The 5,375-nt window shown below is 58.8% G+C and carries 4 protein-coding genes; 3 read left to right on the forward strand and 1 reads right to left on the reverse strand.

Going from position 1 to position 5,375, the window contains the following annotated elements:
* Positions 1–57 precede the first annotated feature (57 nt).
* Entirely contained in the window at positions 58–429 is a 372-nt protein-coding gene (locus H0247_RS13995; RefSeq protein WP_180743088.1) for a helix-turn-helix domain-containing protein, read from the reverse strand.
* A gap of 152 nt (positions 430–581) precedes the next feature.
* Here H0247_RS13995 and H0247_RS14000 point away from each other — a divergent pair, with 152 nt between their 5' ends.
* From H0247_RS14000 to H0247_RS14010, 3 genes are all read left to right on the forward strand, one after another.
* On the forward strand, positions 582–3,485 hold the full coding sequence (locus H0247_RS14000; RefSeq protein ID WP_180743089.1) for a CHC2 zinc finger domain-containing protein: 2,904 nt from the start codon (positions 582–584) through the stop codon (positions 3,483–3,485).
* 33 nt (positions 3,486–3,518) lie between these two features.
* A complete protein-coding gene (gene xerC, locus H0247_RS14005; protein ID WP_180743090.1) occupies positions 3,519–4,574 on the forward strand; it encodes a site-specific tyrosine recombinase XerC in 1,056 nt (351 codons plus the stop codon).
* 97 nt (positions 4,575–4,671) lie between these two features.
* Entirely contained in the window at positions 4,672–5,322 is a 651-nt protein-coding gene (locus H0247_RS14010; protein WP_180743091.1) for a hypothetical protein, read from the forward strand.
* Positions 5,323–5,375: the final 53 nt, after the last annotated feature.

Raw genomic sequence — 5,375 nt, forward strand, 5'->3', positions numbered from 1 at the left:
CTTGTGGTGAGCGGCGTGGGTGAGGTGCGAACTCATCTTCGCCGCGTTATTTATCCGTCAGTTACGCGCCTGAGCAATCAGGGCGCTTAACATCTCCGAAATCATCTTCTGTTTTGCCTTGGGCAAGCTGTCAATCTCTTCAATAAGCTGTTGCCATTTTGGCATCGGGCCACGTTTACGGGCGGCCTTCTCCGCTTCCTCGCCGAGTAAATCCTCAAGAGAAACTGATAACACTCTCGCCACGGCTGGGAGTATGGAAATCTGTATGCGTCGCCTTCCTGATTCCCATGCCTGTACGGCCTGCTGGGAGACGTTTAGCGCCTGTGCAACCTGCGTCTGTGTCATCCCTGCGTCTTTCCTCAGCGCGGTTATCCGCTTACCCAGCTCAGTGATAAATACCTGTTCTTCATTGCTTATCGGTGCGGCCATAGTCGTTTTACCTGAAATCCTTTGTGACCTGATGACCATAATCTACTCCATGTTTTACATTATACTGTTGTAAATACTACTAGCTGATGTATATACTTGTCGAGTTATTTTTACTCAGACCCTATTGACAGGTATTTACAGGAGTTCCCGATATGGCACGCATCCCCGAATCTGAGTTGCAGCACCTGAAAGCCGGCGTGTCACTGGTTGAAGTGGTGCGTGGTCAAGGGCGTAAGGTGGTGAAGCGCGGCAAGGACTTCGTGGTGCTATGTCCGTTCCATCAGGAGAAAACCCCGTCGTGCGTTATCAGCCCGGAGAAGAACCTGTATCACTGCTTCGGCTGTGATGCAGGCGGCTCGGTGCTGGACTGGGTGATGAAAACGGAGAATCTCAGCTTGCCTCATGCGGTTGATAAGCTGCGGCGTGAGCTGGGTAGCGTGCCCGCCGCTGAGCCGTTGCCGCCTGTTAGTGATATCGCTAATGAACAGGAAAGGCAGGCGTTGCTGCATCGCGTTACCGAGTTCTATCACCACACCTTACTCAATGCGCCGGAGGCTATCGCCTATCTGGAAAAGCGCCGCCTGAATCATCCTGAGTTAGTCGCTGCCTTTAAGCTGGGGTTCGCTAACCGTACATTGGGCTACCGTCTGCCATCGAGCAAACTGAAGGACGGGGCAACCGTTCGCAGCCAGTTGCAGGCCATCGGGGTGATGCGTTCATCCGGCCATGAGCATCTGGCTGGTTCATTAGTCGTTCCGGTTATCGACCTTAACGGTCAGGTGCGGGAGCTGTACGGGCGCAAGGTGGGTGACAGGTTGCGTGCCGGAACGCCCAATCACCTGTATCTGCCGGGGCCACACGGCGGGGTGTGGAACGAGCAGGCACTGGTGGCGAGTAAGTCGGTAATCTTGTGTGAATCGCTCATCGATGCGATGTCGTTCTGGGTGGCGGGCTACCGTAACGTCACAGCGGCCTACGGGGTCAACGGCTTCACCGATGAGATACGGCAAGCGTTTATCCGCCACGGGGTAAAACAGGTGCTTATCGCGTTCGATAACGACGCAGCAGGGGATGAGAGCGCGGAAAAACTGGCTTCGTCTCTGGTTGCTGATGGCATCACGCCGTTCCGTGTGGTGTTCCCGGCGGGCATGGATGCGAACGAGTACCTGTGCAAAGTCTCCGAGCCAGAGCAGGCGTTCCGTGCCGCGATAGAAGGCGCAATGGCGATGGGGGAAGCGGTCAGCACTGAACCTGAATCTGTGCCACAACGGAAAGCCGCGCCCCAGCCTGAAACCTCACCGCAATCTGCCTCTTCCTTAGCTGCCGGGGTTGTGGTTGAAGCGCTGCCGAACGGTGAGGTTGAGATAGCGCTGTCCGGCCAGCAATGGCGCATCCGGGGCATGACGTCGGTGAAGGTCGGCAGCGGCGTGATGAAGGTGAACGCGCAGGTACTGGATACGGAAAGCGGCGTGGTGTTCGCGGACAGCGTGGACATGATGAGTGCGCGGAGCCGTGCGGGGTATGCGCGGTTGGCTGCGAGTGAGTTAGGGCTGGCAGAAAGCGACATCAAACAGCGCTTAGGGCGGGTGCTGCTGGCACTGGAAAATCACCTTGCTCAACCTGAAATCCCTGCTGAAAACGTACCTGAACTGGATGACGATGCCAAAGCGGAGGCGCTGGCGCTGCTGCGTGACCCGAATCTTATCGGCAGGCTGACGGATGACCTTGCGGCGTGCGGCGTGGTCGGTGAATCGACCAACTTAGTGGCGGGTTATCTGGCGGCGGTGTCGCGCAAGCTGGACAGGCCGTTAGCGGTGTTAATCCAGTCATCCAGTGCGGCGGGCAAATCCAGCCTGATGGACGCCGTTCTTAATCTCATCCCGCCGGAAGAGCGCTTACAGTACAGCGCGATGACAGGTCAGAGCCTGTTCTATCTGGGCGAAACTAATCTGCAACACAAGATACTGGCGATAGCGGAAGAAGAAGGGGTTCGTCAGGCGGCGTATGCGCTGAAACTGTTACAGAGTGACGGCGAGTTAACTATCGCCAGTACGGGTAAGGATGATGCGACGGGTAATCTGGTGACGAAACAATACACGGTGAAAGGCCCGGTGATGCTGATGCTGACCACAACCGCTATCGATGTGGATGAAGAACTGCTGAACCGTTGCCTTGTCCTTACCGTGAACGAATCCCGTGAACAGACTGAGGCGATACACGCCTTGCAGCGTCATAAACAGACACTGGAAGGGTTACTGATGGAGAACGAGAAAGGCTATCTCACTGAGCTGCACCAGAACGCGCAACGACTGTTACGCCCGCTCAAGGTGGTGAACCCGTTCGCGTCACAGCTTACGTTCCTGAGCGACAAGACGCGCACGCGCCGCGACCATATGAAATACCTGACGCTGATACAAAGCATCGCGCTGCTGCACCAGTACCAGCGGGAGGTGAAGACGGTAGCGCACCGTGGCGCGGTCATCGAGTATATCGAGGTAGCGCGTTCCGATATCGTGCTGGCCAACAAGTTGGCGCATGAAATCCTTGGTCGCACACTGGACGAGATGCCGCCGCAGACGAGGAAGCTGTTGTTGCTGATACAGGGCATGGTGAACCAGTTAGCACACGCGCAGAGCCGTAAACCGGGTGAGGTGCGCTTTACGCGGCGGGATATCCGCGATGCGACACAGTGGAGCGATAACCAGTTGAAAGTCCACTGTCTGCGGCTGGTCGAAATGGAATATCTGCTGGTTCATGGCGGCAGTCGGGGGCACCTGTTGCAGTACGAGTTGCTGTGGGATGGGAACGGTAGCGATGACAACACGCATCTGTGCGGCCTTATCGAACCGCCAGAAAACGACACAGGCAAACAGTACGACTTATGCAAGTTGGGGGTTAAGGAGAGCAAGTTGGCCTCAAGTTGCCCCCAAGTTGGTGCCAAGTTGGAGGAAGGGAAATCCCGCCAAGCCACGTCAGATAATGGTTCGTCAGCCGCAAGTGGCGATAAGGCGAAAAGCACTGTTCCGGTAAAGAAAAGTCGCCGCATCACATCGTAGTTCCCTTCTTCTTATCTCGCAGGATGCGCCGCCATGACTCGACCCAAACCGCCCAGCCCGGAAGCCACTTACCTTAGCAGCCTGTCACAGACGTTGCGCCAGTACATGATGGCGTATCTTGAGCACCTGACCGCGACGAACCACAGCCCGCGCACGGTGGAGGCGTACAGTGAACGGTTGCGCCCGTTCGTGACGTGGTGCGAAGAGCGTGGCATGACGCAGGCGGCACAGGTGAGCCTGTCGGTGCTGGAAGCCTATCAACGCTATCTCGGTGGTTACCGCAAAGCGGATGGGAAACTACTGGCACAGGGCGGTCAGCTTAATCGCCTTACGGCAATCCGTATGCTGTTCCGCTGGCTGCTGCAACGGCACCATATCCTGTACAACCCCGCCGAGCAGATAACGCTGCCGAAAGCGGAGAAACGGCTTCCGGCGCAGATACTGAGCGAGGAAGAGACGGAAGCGGTAATGGACGCGCAGGACACGGAGACGTTAACCGGACTGCGTAACCGTGCGGTACTGGAAATGCTGTGGAGCACGGGGCTACGGCGGTCAGAGCTATCCGGGCTGATGCTGGCCGATGTGGACGTGGGGCGCGGGGTGCTTGTCGTCAGACAGGGCAAGGGGAACAAGGACAGGGTGGTGCCGGTTGGCCTGCGTGCGCTGGTCTGGGTACAACGCTATCTGGATGCGGTAAGGCCGCGACTGACGACCAAACACGACAGCGGCTACCTGTTCGTCACGATATGGGGTAAGCGGCTGGCACGGTCAACGCTGACGATACTGGCAGGCCGGGCAATACGGGATGATGCTCACCTGAAGAAAGCGGGGGCATGTCATGTGTTCCGGCACTCGATGGCCACGCAGATGCTGGAGCGGGGCGCAGATACGCGACACATCCAGGCGATACTCGGCCATGAGAAACTGGAAACCACGCAGATATATACCCGTGTGGCTATCGGGCATCTGAAACAGGTGCATGAGAAGACGCATCCGGCAGAGCGCAAGCCGAAGCCCCGACGCCGGAAGAGCAAACCGGACGAACCTAGGCCGGACGCCACGCCGCAGCCGGACGCAACAGAAAAGTAGCTCACTCCCTTCAAGCCCGCAGGGACGGTGCAGGGCAACAGGCGCGCCGTCCGTGGCGCACCTCTTGCCTTATGTGGCTAAGGCGCTCCGGCGGTAAATGCCGCCCAGCCAGCGCCAACCTTCATCACTCTCTTCCTGTCAGGTTGCTGGCCGTTCGTCATTCAACATAATGTGGCATTACGCGAAAGCCGCTGAACGCGGCCAACGCGTAACGAACATTATGTCGGCGCCGTTCAGGGTATGGGCGCGTTGCGGTCTTCTTCCGCATCGGCGTGCGGCTGGCCGCCGGGGTTCGGCAGCTCAGCACAGCGCGGCGCACAGGCTCGCTGCGCTCACCTCTGCTGTCGGCAGCCGCGCTCCTTCCGTGGCACCGACGGCGTGGCCGCCATCCCTGGCGGCGCAGGCTACGTGCCAACTCTCGGCCAACGTCAACCCCAAAGCAGAAGCCGTTCCTGCGTCACGGCGCTTAACGGCTTCATGCCCGCCCGGCTGCGTCTGGCTGCGCGGGGTCGCAGTCGCAGGCTCCTTGCTCCTTCCCCGCTCGCCAGCTTCCGCCCCCGCCCCGGTGTGGCGTGGTCATGCAAAACCGGGTTCATCCTTGAGGCACAGCGTGACAGAGCGCCGCAGGGCGTCGCTTGCGGACTCTGTGCCGCCCGCCCCCGCAGAACCCGCGCCGGGGCCACAGACAAGCAGTGTCCCCGGCGCGGGTTGCCGTGGTAACCCCAAACCCCAAAAGGCAAACGACTAATGGCAGCGGCTGCCGCCGCTGCTATGATGCGAGGCAGGCAGACAGGGAAGTCA

The organism is Pectobacterium sp. CFBP8739 (genome assembly GCF_013449375.1).
Lineage (GTDB): Bacteria > Pseudomonadota > Gammaproteobacteria > Enterobacterales > Enterobacteriaceae > Pectobacterium.